The sequence below is a fragment of the Leucobacter sp. CX87 genome, from assembly GCF_018682295.1.
Taxonomy (GTDB): domain Bacteria; phylum Actinomycetota; class Actinomycetes; order Actinomycetales; family Microbacteriaceae; genus Cx-87.
On sequence record NZ_JAFIRI010000006.1, the window covers coordinates 260586 to 277323 of the forward strand.

A 16738-nucleotide genomic window follows, 5' to 3' on the forward strand; every position below is an offset into this window, starting at 1 on the left:
ACCCGGGTCGCGGAATTTCGGGCGCTGCGCGGCATCACACTCCAGATAAGATGGGAGGGCGCGGCACCCATGACTATCGGCCGCGCCCCTGAACCCAAGGAGATCCCTCGTGAAGACCCGCACTCGCCTCGCCGTCGCTTTCACCGCGGTTGTCGCGTCACTGTTCGCGGCCGCGCCTGCTTTCGCAAGCGAGGGCGCCGTCGAGCACGTCAACGAGTTCTCCTCCGCCGGCCAGCCCGTCGACGCGGTCGCGATCTCGATTGTCATGCTCGTGCTGCTCGCGTTCGTGCTCATCAGCTCGACCCTGATCGGCAACCTCTTCGAGAAGAAGTAACCCTCATGGCCGCGTCGTTCGTCAACCAGCTCTCGCAGCTCGACCCGGAGACGATCGAGCTGCAGCTCGACGGCACGACGCTCACCATCCGCGTCAACCGGCCGAAGGCGCTGAACGCCCTCTCACCGCAGGTCATCGACGAGATGCGGGCGGTCGTCGGGCTGGTGCGCGAGTCGCTGACCGGCACCGAGTGGCCGGTGCGCGGCGTCATCATCACCGGCGCAGGCCCGAGGTCGTTCGTCGCCGGCGGCGACATCGCCCAGATGAACGGCATGGACTCGACGGCCGCCGCGGCGTATGCCGCCGAGGCGCAGGAGCTCACGACCTGGCTCGAGACCCTGCCCGTCCTCGTGATCGCGGCGGTCAACGGCTTCGCGCTCGGCGGCGGCTGCGAGCTCGCCATGGCCTGCGACGTCATCCTCGCCTCCGAGAACGCGAGCTTCGGCCAGCCCGAGGTCGCGCTCGGCCTCATCCCCGGCTTCGGCGGCAGCGTCCGCCTGCCCCGCTACGTTGGCGCGGCCGCGGCGCGCGAGCTGATCCTCACCGGTCGCAGGATCGATGCCGCCGAGGCTGCTCAGCTCGGCCTCGTCTCGCGGATCCTGCCCGACCACGGCAAGCTGATCGAAGCGGCCCACGAGATGATCGATCTCTCGGCCGCCCAGTCCCCCGTCGCGGTCGCCGCCGCAAAGCGCGTGCTGCGCGAGGCCGGCTCGCTGTCGATCGACGCGGGCCTTGAGGTGGAGCGCGCCGCGTTCGCGGCCTGCTTTGATACGGCCGACATGGCCGAGGGCACCGCCGCGTTCGTCGAGAAGCGCCGCCCGGAGTTCCCGGGGCGCTAAGGCTGGAGCGCCCTACGCCTCGCGGACCACGCGGATCGCGGAGACCAGCGGATCGATTGCGCCACGGACGTAGCCGGTGGGCGACGCCGCAACGGCCGTCAGGAAGCGAACCGTCTCGGCCGTGATCTCCTCGCCCGGGAGCACGTTCGGGATGCCCGGCGGGTAGGCGGCGAGCGAGTCCGACGACACGCGTCCGACGGCCTCGGCGGCCGGGACGACCTCGGTCTCGGCGAAGAATGCATCGCGCGGGAGCATACGCAGCTTCCCGGCGGTCGGCAGCGGCGGGAAGCTCACCTCGACGGACTGCCCGGCAGCGCGCAGCGCATCCGCCTCGTCGGCGACCTCGCGCATCGCGTTCATGATGAAGTCCAGGTCGGGCACCTGGCCCGCGCCAATCACGGCGACGATGCTGGTGGCCGTCGACATCTCGAAGTACAGATGGTGTTCCTCGACCAGGCGGTCGCGCACCCAGTGGCCGCTCTGGCCGAGGCCCGAGACATCGACGGGGACGCGCAGCAGGTCGGTCTCGACAATGTCGGCGAACCGGTCAAAGTCGTCGCTGATGATCGCGAAACGGCCGTCGGCGCGCAGGCGTGCCCGCAGCTCCTGCGCCATCGCGATCGATTCGCCGATCTTCTCGGTATTCGCGACGATCGCCATGCGGGCGATATCGAGCGAGCCCATGAGCAGCGAGCTCTCGGAGGTCGAGGCCGTCATGGTGACCGCGCGGGCGACGAGCGGCTCCAACCGGTCCGCGAACGGGCCCTCTCCCAGGTGCAGCATGGCGGACTGGGTGAACGAGCCCGCGAGCTTGTGCGTGCTCGAGACGACGAGATCGGCGCCCAGCTTCGCGGGCGACTCGGGCAGATCGGGGTGGAAGCCGAAGTGCGCACCCCAGGCGCCGTCGACGATGAGCGGGGCGCCGTGCGCGTGGGCGACGCGGGCGAGGCCGGCGACGTCGGCGACCGAGCCGAAGTAGCTCGGCGAGATGACATAGACAGACGCCGCCGGGCGACCCTCGGCCTCGGCCAGCACGAGCGCTGCCTCGAGGGCCTCGGGCGTCACGCCGTGCGCGATGCCGTGGCGCTCGTCGACCGTCGGGGCGACAAAGCTCGGGTTCAGCCCCGCGACGAGCACGCCGTCGCTGAAGCTCGAGTGGGCGCTGCGCTGCGACAGGATGTTCGCGCCGAGACCGCGCACGGCGATCGCGGCGGTGCGGTTCGCCTGCGAGGCGCCGTTCGTCATGAACCAGGTGCGGCGCGCGCCCCACGCCTCGGCGGCGAGCTGCTGCGCCTGGCGCAACGGCGAGTCATCGCCCAGGTCGATGCCCTTGAGCATGAGTGGGATGTCGAGGGTGACCGCCTGCTCGCCGAAGAAGTCGGCCAGCTGGCTGGCGCCCTCGCGGGCGGTGCCGCCGTGCCCGGGGACCATGAGGTTCACCGGGTGAGCGGCGACGTGGCGCTGCAGCGCCTCCGCATATGGCGCACACGCCTGGCTCAGCGGCGCGGGCGCCGCGTTCTGCGCACCCGAAATGGCCTCGGCCGCCAGGGCGGTGGTGAGCTGGTGGGAGTCGGCGTGAGTCTTGGCGTGCAGCATAAGACGATATTCCCGCAGCCGACTCACCGAGTGAACCCCCGCTTTGCCTCCCCCGGCACCAGATACTCTCTGGTACCTGCACCCACTCTGGGGACCGATGCGCTATAGGCAGTAATGTGGAGCCGTGATAGATCTGCGCCAGCTCGAAGCCCTCCGCGCCGTCGCCCAGGAGGGCTCGGTCTCGCGGGCCGCCCTGCGACTCGGCTGGAGCCAGCCCACGGTGGACTACCACCTCAAGAACCTCGACCGGCTCGCGGGCACGGCCCTCCTGTCGCGTTCAAGCCGCGGCAGCACGCTCACGACGGCGGGTTCGGTCATGCTCGAGCGGGGCATCGAGATCCTGAGCCTCTCCGAGCGCGCGCTCGTGGACGTCCGGGACCTCTCGCAGCTCGGCAGGATCCGGCTGCGTTTTGGCACCTTCCCCACCGCGGCGGCGCAGCTGCTGCCGCAGATCGCCGCGCGCCTGTCAGAGGTCGGCGTCGAGATCGACGCGGTGCTCGAGGAGGTCACGCCGCTCGTGACCCGGATCAACCAGCGCGAACTCGACGCCGCCCTGCTCTATACCGCAGGGGACTACGACCTGCCGTTCCGCGCGGACGTCCACACGACGCACGTCATGCGGGACCCGCTGCTGCTCGCGCTCCCCCGCACGCACCCGCTCGCCGAGCTGCGCATCATCGACAATGAGGCGCTGCTCACACTCGCGGACGAGCACTGGGTGCTCGGCGCGACCGCCGGCGACACAATGGACGACATCGTGCGCGATGTCTTCGCCGAGGCGGGGCACGAGATCGACGTCGCCATTCGCACCGACGATTTCTCCGTCGTGCTCGGGCTCGTCGCCGCCGGCATGGTCATCGGGCTCGTGCCGCGCCTCGCGGCGACGACGATCCCGGCGGGCGTCGTGATCCGGCCCATCGCCGATGATCGCTTTGCGCGCGAGATCGTGCTGGCCGCGCCGGGCGAGGGCCCTGGCCGCCAGCCCCCGGTCGCGGTGCGCCAGCTCGCCGACGCCGTGCGCCGCTCGATCGAGGCGATCCCCGAGGTCGACGACTGGGCGTAGGCCCGAGTCCGGGTGAGGCGCCGGCTCCTGACTAGGCTCCGGCCTGCGCCTGAGCCTGCGCCTGGGCTTCGACGCTCGCCGGCTCAACAACACCCTCGACCGTCTCCTCGTGGACGATCGGGTCGGCCTTCACGAAGATCGCGACGACGGCGGCAAGCGTGGCCACTGCACCGCCCAGCAGGAACGCGGCCTGCATGCCGTTTGCCATCGCGGGCACCTCGCCGATACCGCGAGAGATCGCTCCGGCCGAGACGACGCTCATGACCGTCACGAACACCGCGGTGCCGGCGGCCCCGGCAACCTGCTGAATCGTCGAGATCGTCGCGCTGCCGTGGGCCGCGAGGTGCGGCGGCAGCGATCCGAGCGAGAGCGAGAAGAGCGGCGTGAACGTGCACGCGAGGCCGATGCTCAAAATGAGGTGGGCCACCACGGCGAGCCAGATCGGGGTGAACTCCCCGAACGTGCCCATCAGCCAGAGGGCCGCAGCGGTCATCGCGGTACCCGGGACCAGCAGGGGCTTGACGCCGTGGCGGTCGACGATGCCGCCGACGACCGGGCCGAGCAGTCCCATCAGCAGACCGCCGGGCAGCAGCACGAGGCCGGTCGCGAGCGTGTCGGCGCCGAGCACGTCCTGGAGGTAGATCGGCAGCAGCACGAGGGTGCCAAACAGGGCGATCATGCTGACGGCGAGCAGCAGCACGGACAGCGCGAACGGGCGCGAGTTGAAGGTGCGAAGATCGAGCAGCGCGCGGTCGTGGCGCTGCAGGCTGAGCTGGCGCCAAACGAAGAGGCCGAGCGAAATCACTCCCACGATGATCGGGATCAGAGGCTCGACCGCCTCGCCTCCGCTCGCCCGCTGCCCGACGGCACTCAGGCCGAAGACAATACCGCCGAAGCCCAGCGCAGAGAGCACGACCGAGATCGCGTCGATGCGCGTGTAGCGACGCTCGCCGACGTTGGGCAGTTTGATGGCGCCGATGACCAGCGCCGCGGCCGCGATCGGCAGCATCACGATGAACAGCCAGCGCCAGCTGAGGTGCTGCAGGATCATCCCGGACAGCGTCGGGCCGAGCGCCGGGGCGACCGACATGACGATGGCAATGCGCCCCATCAGCGCGCCGCGGTGCCGCTCGGGCACGAGCGTGATGACGGTCGTCATGAGCAGCGGCATCATGATCGCGGTGCCGACGGCCTGCACGATGCGGCCAAGCAGCAGCACCGCGAACCCGGGCGCGATCGCCGCGACCGCAGTGCCCGTCACGAAGAACGCCATCGCCACGATGAAGAGCGTGCGTGTCTTCATCCGCTGGATCAGCATGCCCGTAATCGGGATCACCACGCTCATCGTGAGCAGGAACGCGGTCGTCAGCCACTGCCCCGTCGACGGCGAGATGTCGAGGTCGAGCATGAGCCGCGGCAACGCCACGCCCATCACGGTCTCGTTGAGAATCACCACGAACGAGGAGACGAGCAACAACCAGATCGCCAGGTTCTCGCGCGGCCCAATCTTGTCGTCGACTGCGTGCTCGCTGGAGTGCACGGCGGAGGAACGAGACATGACGAAGGGCCTTTCGGTGGTGGCGCGAGAAAATGGGGAAAGGTACAGCATACCCGCACTTTCGGACGCGGCACCAATCCGCGCTAGGCTCGAAACACCGACCCGGACATCCGGGGCACCCGACGAATGGAGACCACTCAGCTTATGGATGACTACAACGACGGCATGGCGGACTTCGCCGCCGGCATGGGCGCGTTCTTCGCGTTCCTCATCATCTTCTTTGCGGTCTTGGCGCTCTTCGTAGTCGCCGTGTACGTCTTCTCGAGCATCGCGTACATGAAGATGTACCAGAAGTCGGGTCACCCCAACCCCTGGGGCGCATGGGTCCCCTTCTACCGCGAGTTCCTCCTCATGGAGCACGGCGGGGTGAGCGGCTGGTACTACCTCATCTGCTACGGCGCGACACTCGTCTTGAGCGGCATTGGTACGGCACTCACGGCCACTGCCCCGCTCGGCGCGCTCAGCTCAGTCGGTATGTCGGGCGAGTTCGACAGCAGCGCGAGCGGCGCAATGACCGGCATGATCGTCATCGGCTACCTCTTCAGCCTGCTGTCGTATCTCCCCTCGCTCGCCATGATCGTGCTGCAGATCTTCGTGGTCATCAACCTGAACCGCGCGTTCTCGCGCCCGGGCGCCGGCATGATCGTGCTCGGCATCCTGGTCCCGCTCGTCTGGATCGGCATCCTCGCCTGGGGCAAGAACTCGGTCTGGCGACCCGAGGGCGCTATCCACGGCACCCGCGGCATCTTCTTCCCCCGCCAGGGCACGACCTACCTTGAGCGTCAGATTGCGGCGCGCTTCGGCGGCGTCATGCCCGCGCACGCGCAGAAGCAGCCCAAGGCGCAGCCCATGCCGCAGGCAGCGTACGCGCAGCAGCAGCAGCAGCAGCAGGCTCCGGCTCAGCAGCCGGTCCAGCCGCAGGCCCCGGTCCAGCCGCAGGCCCCGGTCCAGCCGCAGGCTCCGGTCGACCCGGCTGAGGGCAACCAGCAGCAGTAGTTCGCACATCGAAAATGGGCGGTATCCCCTCGGGGGTGCCGCCCATTTTTCGTCGGCGCAGCGCGCAGCTACACGCGAGCCGGCCTAGGCGAACGGATCGCCAAGGCGCGCCAAGAACTCGATCGTCTCAGGCTTCTGGGGGGCGTCGAAGATCTGCTCGGGAGTGCCCGACTCGACGATCACGCCGTCCTTCAGGTACACGACCCGGTCGGCCACGCGGCGCGCGAAGGACATCTCGTGGGTCGCCATCACGATCGTGGTGCCGCCGGCCTTGAGCTCGCGCACGAGATCGAGCACCTCGCCCACGAGCTGAGGATCGAGGGCGCTCGTGATCTCGTCCAGCAGCAACAGCTCGGGGTCGGTCGCCAGGGCCCGCACGATCGCGACGCGCTGCTGTTGGCCCCCGGAGAGGCGATCCGGGTATTCCTTCGCCTTGTCGGCAAGGCCGATGCGCGCCAGGAGGTCGCGACCGGTCTGCTCTGCCTCCGCCTTCGGCACGCCAAACACCTTGCGGGCGGCGAGCGTCACGTTGTCGAGGACGTTCATGTGCGGGAAGAGGTTGTAGTGCTGGAATACGACGCCGATGCGCGCGCGCACCTGGTCGACGTTCACGCGCGGGTCGCTGATGTCCGTATCGCCGAGGAAGATCTGGCCGTCGTCGATCTGCTCGAGCAGGTTGATCGTCTTGAGCAGGGTGGACTTGCCCGAGCCGCTCGCGCCGATGAGCACGACGACCTCGTGCTGCCCGACGTCGAGCGAGATGCCGCGGAGCACATGCGCCTCGCCGAACGACTTGTGGACGTCCTCGACCCGCAGGACCGATTCGGCGCCGCGCGCCGGGGAAGCGGTCTCGGTCATACCGAGCCTCCGATCTGCTCGCGCTGCTGCTGACGTGCCGTCACCCAGTCGGTGAGGCGGATCATCGGCCAGGAGATGATGATGAACAGGATTCCTGCAACGACGTAGGGCGTGAAGTTGTAGCTGGAGGCGACCTCGATCTGCGCGGCGCGCACGGCGTCGACCGCTCCGAGCACCGAGATCAGGCCGACGTCCTTCTGCATCGATACGAAGTCGTTCATCAGCGCGGGCGTCACCTTGCGCACGCCCTGCGGCAGCACGATGAGCCGCAGCGTCTTGGTGCGGCTGAGCCCGAGCGAGCGAGCGGCAAGGCGCTGCGAGGGGTGCACGGCGTCGATGCCGGCGCGCAGCACTTCGGCGACGTAGGCCGAGTAGGTCAGGATCAGCGCGATGGTGCCCCAGAACTGGGCGGGCATGCGCCCGAACAGTTCGAGCCCCGGCAGGCCGAAGCCGACCAGGTACAAGACGAGCAGTACGGGGATGCCGCGGAAGATGTCGGTGTAGCCGGCGGCGAGCAGCCTGAGCGGCGTGAACACCGCGCCCTTGAGCGTGCGCGCGACGGCCAGCAGCGTGCCGAGGATCGCGACGCCGATCGCCGCGACGAACAGCACCTGGATGTTGAGCCAGAGGCCCTTGAGGATCGCCGGGAACGAGTTCACCGCGGTCTCGAAGTTGAAGAACGTGGTCTGCACGCGATCCCAGCCGGGGCTGTTCACGATGACGACGCCAATCACGACGGCGAAGACGAGCGTGCTGACGATACTCAGCAGGATCGAGCGCGAGCGCTGCCGGCGACGGAAGTCGCGGCGGTCAAGCTCGATCCTGCTGAGTGCGCGTGAGCCGTCCCCGATCCGACCCGCCGGGGCGGGATCCTGCGGGTTGGCCGGAATGGTTGAGAGGCTCACTGGGTCAGACCTACTTCAGGACGGGAGCGCCCTGGTCGGCGAGCCACTGGGTCTCGAGCTCGGCCAGCGTGCCGTTCTCGCGCAGGGCGTCGACCGCTGCGGTGGTCTTGGCGGTCAGCTTCGAGTCCTTGGGCAGCACGATGGCGAACTCATCGCCGCCGTCCGTGGAGTTCAGCTGACCGACGATGACGCCGTCATCGAGCTGCGCGCCCACCGCGTAGAAGGCGCCGGGGAGGTCGGTGACGAACGCATCGATCTGGCCGCTCTGCATGGCGGCGATGACGTCGTCCACCGAGTTGAAGACCTGGATCTCGCTCGTCGGGTCGATCTCGGCCTTCGCGACGTCGTAGGAAGTGGTGCCGGCGGCGACGCCGATCAGCGAGCTCTTGAGCCCGGCCAAGTCCGTCGCGTTCGCGGCGTCCGTGCCGGCGTTCGCGACGACCGCCTGGGTGGTCGTGTAGTACGGCGACGAGAAGTCGACGGCCTGCGCGCGCTCCTCGGTGACCGAGAACTGCTGGAGGTTCAGGTCCCAGTCCTTGGGGCCCGGCGCGATGGCCGAGTCGAAACTCGAGCGCACCCAGACGACGTCCTTCGCGTCGAAACCGAGCTCCTCGGCGACCGCGAACCCGACGGCGGCTTCGAAGCCTTCGCCCGACTCAGGCTTGTCGCCAACGACCCAGGGCTCGTATGCCGGCTGGCCGGTCGCGATGGTCAGCTTGTCGGGAGTAACCGTCTCACTGTCCGAGGCGGGCGCGCAGCCCGAGACGGCGAGAACTGCGGCGGTTGCTGCGGCGACAAGCGCGCCGATGCGGATGGTGCGAGACATGGGAATCCTCCGGGTACGAGCGGGGCGGGACCGAGGTTGTGCCGTGGCGTGGGCACACGACAACCCCTCGATCCTACGGCAAAGCGTCAACGGGCGTGACAATCTGCGTCACCTGACGTCACGCAGCGGGCGCGCTGGGCTGACGCTAGCGCGCGAACCGTTCGGCGCCCGCGACGACGGTGCGGGCGCAGGATCCTGCCCCGCTCTCGACGAGGTGCGCGAGCGTGTCGTCGGGGTTCGTCACGGGAACGTCGAAGAAGGCGAGATCGGCGAGGGCGCCGACGACGAGCTGGCCGATCCGGCGGGTACCGACGCTCAAGCCGAGCGCCGCGGCCCCGCCGAAGGTTGCGGCCGAGAACAGTCGGGCGTGGAGGTCGCGCCCCGCGTAGCCCTGCTCTCGCGCCACCCGGTAGAGCAGCGCGACGTCCGCGAGCGGGTCGAGGGACGGCGACGACGACAGTGAGTCGGTGCCCACCGAGATCGGGCTGCCCTCGCGCAGATAGTCGGCGATCGGCGGCATGTCGAGGCCGATGATCTCGTTCGAGCGCGGGCAGAGCGCGACGCTCGTGCCCCGGGCGCGGAGCAGCGCCCGGTCCTCGGCACTGACGTACACGCCGTGGGCGATGTGGCAGTCGGGTCCGAGCACGCCGAGGTGGTCGACGAATTGGGTGGACGAGACGCCGATGCCTCGCGAGCGCAGGGCGCGGAAGCTGTCCGCGCCGAGCTCGGGCCACGTCTCGTGGGAGCCGCGGAGGCCGCGCTCCATGTGCGCCTCGGCGAGGTGGATGTGCAGGCGAAGCCCCTGCTCGCGCACCAGGTCGGGGATCTCGAGCAGCGGCTGCACCTCGAGGGAGTAGGGGGCGTGGGGCGAGACCCCGGCTCCGGGGGGCGTCGGGATGCGACGGATCTGCTCGAGCACGTCGGCGCGCGCCTCGTCGGTCCAGTCCGCGTTGCTCTTGCCGTACACCTCCCAGTAGGCGATGCCGTGCAGGCCCGCATCGTGGAGGGCGCTGAGCGCCGACTCGTCGGTGACGACATCGGCGGCGGCCGTCACGCCGGCCGCGAGCGAGCTCGCCGCCCCCTCCGCCGCGGCGGCGGCCCAGTCGTGCCCGCCGCGGTCGTAGACGACGTCGAAGGCGTCGCCCCAGTCGTCAAAGCCGGTGTAGTGGCGCTGCGCCAGCTCGCCCATGTGCGTGTACTGCAGGTGGGTGTGCGCATTGACGAGGCCTGGCGCAAGCACGCCGTCGAAGCGCTCCTCGCGGTATGCGATCCCGCGCTCCTCGAGCGCCTGGCGCACCCAACGCCGGTCCCCCACATGCAGGATCTTTTCGCCGCGCACCGCGACCGCGCCGTCCGCGATGCGCGGTCCCACGACGGGCAACACGAGGTTCGCACTATAGAGGACGGTCTCGGGGGGCGTTGCGGCGGGATCAGCGGTCACGAGAACCCAGTCTAGGCGCTCGGACGGCCGCCCCGGCCGTCACAGCAGCGGGCGAACGCCCGCGTATCCGTCGCCCACGACCGACGACGGGGTATTGAAGACCCGGGTCTGTCGCGACGGCTCGGAGTACTGGGGCCACCCGGGATCGCCCGTCGTGATGAACGCGACGGCTCCGCCGTGCACCGCATCCGCCAGGCCCTGCGGCGGGTTCGGCCCGGCCAAAGCCTCAATGCCCACCGGGGAGTCAAGGCAATCAAAGAAGAACGGCACGTCGATGCAGTGCTCAGCGAAACCGAAGACCCCCGACGGCCAGGAGAACCGATACACCCACGTGGGGGCGCCCTCGCGCCGCGCGACCGTCTCGACGAGCGCCTTGCGGAACATGAGGTCGGTGAGGAAGCGGCCGCCGATGCGGGCCGTTCCCTTGCTCACCGCGTCCTGATTCGCCGCGAGGTATCCCTTCATCGCAGCCTTGGGCAGGCCGAGTTTGCCGAGCAGGAGCCGCTTCGGGACCCAGCGCAACTTCTTCGCCTGCTCCGAGAACACCATCGAGAACTCGTCGTCCGTCGTGCCCATGACGAGTGGCTTGTCGGCGCCGACCCCCGCCTTGAACGAGTCGGTCGTCGCGCGCAGGATCAGGTCGCCGTCGATGGTCGGGCCGAGGGCGAGGCCCTCCTTGATCATGTCCTGGAAGCCGTCGGCCGTCATCTTGGTCGACTCCTGCTGTGCCTCCAGGACCTGCGCCTCGGTGCGCGAGCCGAAGCCGGCCACGGTGGGGGCAACGCCGAGGCCCGCCGCGAGCTTCCGACCGAACGCCTCCGCCCGCGCCGGGGTCACATCGGCGAGCGCGCCCGAGACCGAGTACACGCCATGGAAGAGGTGCTGGGCCGCCTCCATGCCGAGCAGGGTCTGCACGGCCCCGCCGCCGGCCGACTGGCCGGCGATCGTCACGCGACTCGGGTCGCCGCCGAAGTCGGCGATGTTCTGCTGTACCCACTCGAGCGCCAGCAGCCAGTCACGTACGCCGCGGTTCGACGGCGCGTCCTCGATCCAGCCGAAACCGTCGAAGCCGAGCCGGTACGAGATCGTCACCGTCACGACGCCGTCGCGGTTGAAGCCGCGGCCGTCGTACCAGAGGCTCGCGGGTGAGCCGGCGAAGTAGCCACCGCCGTGGATCCAGACAAGCACGGGCAATCCGGCCCCCGACTGCGGCTGCTCCGGAGACGGGGTGAACACGTTCACGTTCAGGGTCGATTCGCCCGGCACGCTCGGCTCGGGAATGAGCGTGACCCCGGGGTCGCCCCGCTGTGCCGTCGGGCCGAACTCGAGGGCGTCGCGCACGCCCTCCCACGAACGGTGCGGCACGGGGGCTTGGAAGCGAAGCTCCCCCACCGGCGGTTCGGCGAACGGAATGCCGAGAAACGCCGCCGAACCGTCGGCCGCACCCGGCACGCCCCGCCAGGTGCCGCGCACCCGACCGGCCCGGGTCTCGACCTCAACGAATGACGTGGTGGTGTTCGACACGGTGTGCTCCTAACGAACGCTCTTGATCGGGATGATAGCGAGGGCCGCAATGATCGAGAAGACGATGGCGAACACGAAGAGCATCGAGTAGCCGCCGAAGTAGGTAATGATGAGGCCGGCGATGGCCGGGCTGAGCGCCTGCGGGATATTCGTGGCGATGTTCAGAATACCGAGGTCCTTGCCCGCGGCCGCTCCCCCGCCCGGCAGCACCTCGGTCATGAGCGCCGCGTCGACAGACATGTACAGCCCGAAGCCGAATCCGTTGATGATGCTCATCGCGATCATGCCGGTCATGTTCGGCATCATCAGCGGCATCGCAAGGCCGATGACCATGATCACCGACGCGGCATAGATGAAGACCTTGCGCCGGCCGGCCTTGTCGCTCCACCAACCCGACACCGCGATCGCGACGAGCGTCGGCACGAAGGCGACGAGGGTCAGCGTGATGACGGCGCCCTGCGCCTCGACGAGCGGCATGCCGATGAAGTCGGTGAGCAGGTACAGCTGGAACGCCGCGATGACGAAGTACCCCAGAATGAGCAGGAAGCGGGCGGCGAAGGCCCACGCAAAATCGGGGTGGCGCTTCGGGCTGACCCAGAATCCCGAGAGGAAGGTCTTCCAGTTCCACGGGTCGACCGCGGCCTCCTTGCTCGACCAGTCACGGTTAATGAGGACAAAGATGACGGTGACCACCATGACCACGATGCCGAAGACCGCGTAGGCGAGGCCGAGGCTCGCGGCGAGCGCTCCGGCGGTAATGACGCCGACGGTGCTCCCGAGTTGCATGCCGATACCAGACATCGCGCTCGCCGTGCCCCGCTTGTCGCGCGGGAAGCGGTCGGGGGTGATCGCCGACAGCGGCCCCTGGATCGCGTTGAGCGCGACCTGGATGACGACCCAGAACACGGTGATCCAGACCAGCGAGGTGAGCGAGCCCATCCCGAGCAGCAGGATCCCGCCGACGAACGCGCCGATCAGCATCCACGGGGAGCGCCGCCCGAGCTTTGACCGGGTGCGGTCGCTGAGCGCGCCGACGATGGGCTGGGCGAACAGGGTGAACACGAACGAGACCGTGGTCACAATCGCGAGGTTCGCGACCTTGTTCGCTTCGTCCAGCAGCAGGACCTGCGAGGGCAGCAGGATCGCGATGAGGCCCGCGTAGGTCGCAAACAGGGTGAACGACGACATCAGGATCGCGGGCAGCGTGGCCTTGCTGGCCGGCGGGCTCGTGGGCGGCTCGCCGGCGACCGGCTGGGCGGTCGAGATAATTCCGGTCGGGGCGACCGGGATGGTCGGATCACCGACGTTGTAGGGCTGAGACATGCGGGCTCCTCGTCATTGAGTTGGCCAAAAGGGGGCACGACGCCCGAAACCGAGCGACGTTCGGGAACAGTGTCCCGCGTTGTCCACACGAGCGCAAGCTCATTGACATTCCGATTGCGTCAAGAAACCGTACATTGTAAGGTTTTCACAATTCCGCCCAACGCTTCACCGTCGAAGCTACGAAAGGACCCTCATGGTCATGGATCCAGGCACCGCTCCCGTCACGACCTCGGCACCACCGGCCCGCGCAGGGAAAACGCGCCGCCCCTCCTGGCCACTGGCCACCGGGCTCCTCGGCATGCTGGTGTTCACCGCGTTCGGCTTCGCCGTCGCGGCGAACGTCGAGCACCCGTTCACCCAGCCCCTCGACGACTGGTGGCGGGCGCTCGTCGGCGCGACCAACGAGGCGCAGATTCAGAACCCGATCGTGATGCTGTTCCAGGAGATCGGCCAGATCGGAGGGGCCGTGCTCATGGTCATCGTGATTCCCGGCTGGCTGTTCATCATCCGTCGCTGGCGGTCGGCACTGTTCGTGCTCGCCGCAGAGTTCGGCGTCAGCATCGTCGTCTCGCAGGTGGTCAAGAATCTCGTCGATCGGCCACGCCCCGCCGCAGATGCGGCACTCGGCCTGTCCGGCCCGCTCATCCCCGTCGACCACGGCTCGTTTCCCTCGGGGCACGGCGTGAGCGTCGGCATCCTGGTCGTCGCGATCGCCGCGATCCTGCCCGTCGCGGCCCGCAAAATCTGGTGGATTGTCGGCGCGGTGCTCGCGATCGGCATGATCTGGCAGCGCACCTTCGTCAACGCCCACTGGATCTCGGACGCGATTGTCGGGGTGATCGGCGGCGCCTCAGCGACGCTGCTGCTCTGGTGGCTCTTCTGGCGCCTGCTCGATCGCGATCGAGGCAAGCCGCTGTTTCGCCGGGTGCGCGCGGATCAGCCCCGGGAGTCCGTCGCGCGGTAGCGGTGAGCGGTCCAGTGCTGGGCCGCTCCCCCCGGGCGGACCGGCCCCGACCCCAGCGGATCCACCTCGCCGCCGTGCGCCTGAAGGGCGGCGGCGGCGACCCGGCGCTCCGCCGCGGCGTCGAGCACGTGCACGCCGACCGCGTCCAGCCCCTCGGCGATCCTGCCGAGCGAGCTGAGCTGCGTCGCGAACGAAAGGTCCATGACCTCGATGGGATTTCCCTCGCCCGCGGTGTAGTTCACCCCGGCGCCGTCCGCCAGCACGAGTGGGCCTCCGGCTTCCCCCGGCGCGCGCCAGGTGGCAAGGTGCGGGCCGTGGTGCTCGGCCTGCCAGCCGCGTTCGCGCAGCTCGTCGAGCGCGAGCTCGTCGTCGATCCCTCCGGCCACCGCGACCGCGGCACCCGGCCGAAGTCGCGCGAGGTCGTCGCCGCTCAGCGTGTGCCAGACGCCCGTCGCGCTCACGGCGACGTCCGCGATGGGCAGGGCCGAGGCGAGCGTGCTCGCCTCAAACCCGTCGTGGAGCGCCTGCAACGCCCGGACGGGGTCGCGCTCGACCACGGTGATCTTCGCCCCGAGCGCCGCGGCAAAGCGGGCAACTCCCGCCCCGACCGGGCCATAACCGACGACGACCCAGCGCGTCCCCCCGATCCCGGTCGCTCCCGCGCCGGCAGCGTCGTGCCCCGGACGCGCGGCGGAGTCGAGCAGATCGGCGATGGCGAACACGCAGGACTGACCCGTCCCGATGCGGTTGTCGAACTCGGACTTCGTGCGGGCGTCGTTGACGGCGATCACCGGGATGCAGAGCGCCCCCTCGGCGGCCATCTCGATCAGCGGACGCACCCCGCTCGTCGTCTCCTCGCTCGCGGCACGGAGCCTCTCGAGCGCGCCGGGGCGCTCGGTGTGTGCCAGGCGGACGAGGTGCGAGCCGTCGTCGATCAAGAGCTCGGGGGCCCAGTCCAAGATCCCGGCCGCGTGCGCCGCGTCGAGGGCCAGAGTGTCGGCGTCCGCGCCGTCCTGGTCGGCAGGAACGGGATCGAGGCCGAGCTTCGGGGCGAAGACCTCGACGCCGAGCTCGGCGAGCGCGGTCGCGACCGCGGGGTCGGTCTCGCCGTCGGCTGAGAACACGGCCACCTCCGCGCCGGCATCGCGCAGGGCGATCGCGAGGGCCGCGGTCTTGGGCTCGAGCACCAGGCTGACGCCGACGCGGGTGCCCCGGATCGCGCCTGTCTCGGCGAGGGAACGCGCAAGCCCCGCCGTCGCCGGCATGCCGCGCCCCGCCCACTCAATACGGGCGGCCGATTCGGAGATGCGGGTGCGCGCGTCGGGCACGGTCAGTTCGCTCGCCGGGATCGCGAGGGCAACGGCCCGACCGTCCAGCCGGAACTCCGCAACCTGCGCGCGCGGCTCGCGGCGGCGCCAGCGCAGCGCCCGGGAGCGCGTGGCGTCCGCGGGCAGCTCTGCCCCGCTCGTCACCGAGAGCGAGCCGAGCGCCGACTCGAGCGCGTCGAGGTCGGGGCTCTCGCCCAGGCAAACGAAGATCGCGGGCAGGCGGGTGACGTCGCGCAGACGCTCCCCCATGAGCACGGCCAGCTCGGGCTCGCGGATCTCGCCGTCGACGAAGACGTAGTCGGCCGGGCCCCGCGCGAGGGAGCCGCCTGTGCCCAGCAGGCGCGCCCCCATTCGGGAGAGCGCCGAGCGCAGCACCGTGGAGAGGGCCTCACCGGCCAGAATCTCCACGACCGCGCCGGACAGAAGCCCGTTGCCGCAGCCCGCCGCCAGCCTGAGCGCGCGCTCGGCGGCCAGTTCTGGGGCGAGCTCAACGGGAGCGCCGGACGCGGAATGAGTTGTCTCACGATGGGTCATGGCTTGGCTCCCTCGCCGGGCTTGGTGGTCTCTTCTGCCGGAGTGGGCTCAGGGCGTGGCCGTTCGGCACACGCCGCGGCACTGTCTGCGGGCAAGCCGAGCGCGGCGCGCGCGGCCGCCGCGGTCTCGGCCGACTCGGCGACGTCGGGCCAGCTCAGCTTTGCGGCCTTTGCCGGGGTCAGCTTCAGCGCCCGCGCAGCCTCGGCGCCATCGGCGCGAAGCGACTCGGCGACCTGAGCCACCAGGCGGGCAGAGCCCGCCGGCCACACCTGGTCGGGGTCCTCGAGCTCCCGCGCCGCACGTATGCTCGCAGATCCCAGGTCGTCGAGCGCTTCCGAGAGCGCCGCCTCGGCCGCCGGCGATACTTCTCCCGCGTCCAGCGCGAGGCGCACCTGATCGACCGCGAGGTCGAGCTCGTCCCAGGAATCGTTGACGGGGCACACGGCATCGAGATACGCGCCACCCGCCTCGCTGATGCTGAGCTGCACCGGTTCCGGCTCGGGTTCTGGCGCGCACGCGGTCATCAACATCGGCGCGCAGACGACGATCAGCGCGAGGGCGAACGCTCGTCGCGGGGCAGGAAATCGCAGGGCAGACACGTTCCTGAAGTGTAGCCGCCCTCGACGCGAGGACCGTGCGAGCGGCCGGT

Annotated in this window: 15 protein-coding genes; 5 read left to right on the plus strand and 10 right to left on the minus strand. The window is 69.7% G+C overall.

Going from position 1 to position 16738, the window contains the following annotated elements:
* Positions 1-109: 109 nt before the first annotated feature.
* Complete coding sequence (locus KOE53_RS10410) at positions 110-334, plus strand: hypothetical protein (protein WP_188044591.1); 225 nt, start codon at positions 110-112, stop codon at positions 332-334.
* 5 nt (positions 335-339) lie between these two features.
* Positions 340-1173: an enoyl-CoA hydratase/isomerase family protein gene (locus KOE53_RS10415; RefSeq protein WP_188058424.1), complete on the plus strand. Its 834-nt coding sequence runs from the start codon at positions 340-342 to the stop codon at positions 1171-1173.
* Between the two features lie 12 nt (positions 1174-1185).
* Here KOE53_RS10415 and KOE53_RS10420 read toward each other — a convergent pair whose 3' ends face one another.
* On the minus strand, positions 1186-2769 hold the full coding sequence (locus KOE53_RS10420; protein WP_188058425.1) for an aminotransferase class I/II-fold pyridoxal phosphate-dependent enzyme: 1584 nt from the start codon (positions 2767-2769) through the stop codon (positions 1186-1188).
* A gap of 124 nt (positions 2770-2893) precedes the next feature.
* Between KOE53_RS10420 and KOE53_RS10425 the strand changes: the two genes are divergently transcribed.
* The gene (locus KOE53_RS10425; protein WP_188044594.1) at positions 2894-3832 is read left to right on the plus strand and encodes a LysR family transcriptional regulator; all 939 of its coding nucleotides are present in this window, start codon (positions 2894-2896) and stop codon (positions 3830-3832) included.
* A 31-nt stretch (positions 3833-3863) separates the two neighbouring features.
* Here the strand turns inward: KOE53_RS10425 and KOE53_RS10430 are convergent, their stop codons facing one another.
* Positions 3864-5390 (minus strand): MDR family MFS transporter, encoded by a 1527-nt coding sequence (locus tag KOE53_RS10430; RefSeq protein WP_188044595.1) that lies wholly within the window; start codon positions 5388-5390, stop codon positions 3864-3866.
* A gap of 126 nt (positions 5391-5516) precedes the next feature.
* On the opposite strand from KOE53_RS10430, the gene KOE53_RS10435 reads away from it, so the two are divergent.
* On the plus strand, positions 5517-6386 hold the full coding sequence (locus KOE53_RS10435; RefSeq protein ID WP_188058426.1) for a hypothetical protein: 870 nt from the start codon (positions 5517-5519) through the stop codon (positions 6384-6386).
* An 84-nt stretch (positions 6387-6470) separates the two neighbouring features.
* Here KOE53_RS10435 and KOE53_RS10440 read toward each other — a convergent pair whose 3' ends face one another.
* The 6 genes from KOE53_RS10440 to KOE53_RS10465 form a co-directional block, all read right to left on the minus strand.
* Complete coding sequence (locus KOE53_RS10440; RefSeq protein ID WP_188058427.1) at positions 6471-7244, minus strand: amino acid ABC transporter ATP-binding protein; 774 nt, start codon at positions 7242-7244, stop codon at positions 6471-6473.
* Entirely contained in the window at positions 7241-8095 is an 855-nt protein-coding gene (locus tag KOE53_RS10445) for an amino acid ABC transporter permease (protein ID WP_188044734.1), read from the minus strand. The genes KOE53_RS10440 and KOE53_RS10445 overlap by 4 nt, the downstream gene beginning before the upstream one ends.
* 64 nt (positions 8096-8159) lie before the next feature.
* On the minus strand, positions 8160-8975 hold the full coding sequence (locus tag KOE53_RS10450; RefSeq protein ID WP_188044598.1) for an ABC transporter substrate-binding protein: 816 nt from the start codon (positions 8973-8975) through the stop codon (positions 8160-8162).
* A gap of 145 nt (positions 8976-9120) precedes the next feature.
* Positions 9121-10416, minus strand: a complete 1296-nt coding sequence (locus tag KOE53_RS10455) for an amidohydrolase family protein (RefSeq protein WP_188044599.1) — start codon at positions 10414-10416, stop codon at positions 9121-9123.
* Positions 10417-10455: 39 nt separating this feature from the next.
* Positions 10456-11940, minus strand: coding sequence for a carboxylesterase/lipase family protein (locus KOE53_RS10460; RefSeq protein ID WP_188058428.1), 1485 nt, complete (start codon positions 11938-11940; stop codon positions 10456-10458).
* A 9-nt stretch (positions 11941-11949) separates the two neighbouring features.
* A complete protein-coding gene (locus KOE53_RS10465) occupies positions 11950-13263 on the minus strand; it encodes an MFS transporter (protein ID WP_188058429.1) in 1314 nt (437 codons plus the stop codon).
* Positions 13264-13456: 193 nt separating this feature from the next.
* On the opposite strand from KOE53_RS10465, the gene KOE53_RS10470 reads away from it, so the two are divergent.
* The gene (locus tag KOE53_RS10470) at positions 13457-14227 is read left to right on the plus strand and encodes a phosphatase PAP2 family protein (protein WP_188058430.1); all 771 of its coding nucleotides are present in this window, start codon (positions 13457-13459) and stop codon (positions 14225-14227) included.
* Here the strand turns inward: KOE53_RS10470 and KOE53_RS10475 are convergent.
* Together KOE53_RS10475 and KOE53_RS10480 are read right to left on the minus strand one after the other, a co-directional pair.
* Positions 14200-16089: an adenosylhomocysteinase gene (locus KOE53_RS10475; RefSeq protein ID WP_251364287.1), complete on the minus strand. Its 1890-nt coding sequence runs from the start codon at positions 16087-16089 to the stop codon at positions 14200-14202. The genes KOE53_RS10470 and KOE53_RS10475 overlap by 28 nt on opposite strands.
* Positions 16086-16688, minus strand: a complete 603-nt coding sequence (locus tag KOE53_RS10480) for a hypothetical protein (RefSeq protein WP_188058431.1) — start codon at positions 16686-16688, stop codon at positions 16086-16088. Before KOE53_RS10480 ends, KOE53_RS10475 begins: the two co-directional genes overlap by 4 nt.
* Between the last annotated feature and the right edge of the window lie 50 nt (positions 16689-16738).

What these genes read in the sequence shown, in the direction of transcription:
- KOE53_RS10415 (WP_188058424.1), top strand. Translation starts at nt 340, where the DNA reads ATGGCCGCGTCGTTCGTCAACCAGCTCTCGCAGCTCGACCCGGAGACG.
- KOE53_RS10420 (WP_188058425.1), bottom strand. Translation starts at nt 2,769, where the DNA reads ATGCTGCACGCCAAGACTCACGCCGACTCCCACCAGCTCACCACCGCC.
- KOE53_RS10430 (WP_188044595.1), bottom strand. Translation starts at nt 5,390, where the DNA reads ATGTCTCGTTCCTCCGCCGTGCACTCCAGCGAGCACGCAGTCGACGAC.
- KOE53_RS10435 (WP_188058426.1), top strand. Translation starts at nt 5,517, where the DNA reads ATGGAGACCACTCAGCTTATGGATGACTACAACGACGGCATGGCGGAC.
- KOE53_RS10440 (WP_188058427.1), bottom strand. Translation starts at nt 7,244, where the DNA reads ATGACCGAGACCGCTTCCCCGGCGCGCGGCGCCGAATCGGTCCTGCGG.
- KOE53_RS10450 (WP_188044598.1), bottom strand. Translation starts at nt 8,975, where the DNA reads ATGTCTCGCACCATCCGCATCGGCGCGCTTGTCGCCGCAGCAACCGCC.
- KOE53_RS10465 (WP_188058429.1), bottom strand. Translation starts at nt 13,263, where the DNA reads ATGTCTCAGCCCTACAACGTCGGTGATCCGACCATCCCGGTCGCCCCG.
- KOE53_RS10470 (WP_188058430.1), top strand. Translation starts at nt 13,457, where the DNA reads ATGGTCATGGATCCAGGCACCGCTCCCGTCACGACCTCGGCACCACCG.
- KOE53_RS10475 (WP_251364287.1), bottom strand. Translation starts at nt 16,089, where the DNA reads ATGACCCATCGTGAGACAACTCATTCCGCGTCCGGCGCTCCCGTTGAG.